This window comes from Vibrio sp. 1727, assembly GCF_033344415.1.
GTDB lineage: Bacteria > Pseudomonadota > Gammaproteobacteria > Enterobacterales > Vibrionaceae > Vibrio > Vibrio alginolyticus.
In genome coordinates this window covers 1-781 of the sequence record NZ_JAWPOT010000194.1, presented here as the reverse complement: position 1 = coordinate 781, position 781 = coordinate 1, and the positions used below count along the sequence as shown (strand labels likewise).

1 protein-coding gene is annotated in these 781 nt (G+C 46.4%); it reads right to left on the bottom strand.

Going from position 1 to position 781, the window contains the following annotated elements:
• On the bottom strand, positions 1–721 hold a 721-nt coding region (locus R8O10_RS24725), incomplete at its 3' end, for a phosphatase (RefSeq protein WP_318191888.1).
• Positions 722–781: the final 60 nt, after the last annotated feature.

Sequence of the window (781 nt, the reverse complement as noted above, 5' to 3'; positions counted from 1 at the left end):
TGCGTGGTTTACCTCTGAGTAGTAAGAACTTCAAGAAACGACAGGTTGAAGTCGTTAGGATTTTGTCCTTCTCCACGCCATGTTTTTCCAGCAATTCGATGGCGAGATCCAGTTTTGAAATCTCTTCGCAAAAGTGCGCATCAGAGCCGGTACTGAAATACACGCCAATCTCTTTTCCTAAGGCAACAATATAATCACAGCGCGCATCACTGCCCTTTCGGCTCTTGCCTGTGAGAGACGTATTGTTCACCTCAATCGCCACATTGTGGGATTTAGCGCAACGCAACACTTGCTCCATATCAAATGGGTAATTGGGATTACCTAAGTGCCCTAACACGTCCACTCTGCCACTTTTAATGACGTTAATTAGCGCGGCAGTGTGCTCCGCTTCGGTTGCGGGTCTAAAAACGGGCTCATGAAAGCTAGCAATTATCCAATCAAGATGTTGATCAGAGGAAGGCGGAAGATCGATCTCGCCTTTGACGTTTAAAGTGTTGGCTTCAACGCCACGGAGAATACCGACCTCATGCAAAAAGCGGGGCAAAATTCTTTGATTATTGAAGTGCCAGTAGTGAGGGGCTCCTGGCATTTCGGGAGCATGATCGGTGGTACAAAGAAGTTTTAGCCCCTTATTCTTGGCTGCCAATGCGTTCTCTAAAATGGTGCTGTAGGCATGTCCACTGGCAATAGTATGGGTGTGGCTATCAACGACGATATCCATGGTGACCTCCTAAATTGTGGACAAATTATCGAATTTCGAACGAACCGTTTTGATTGAGAA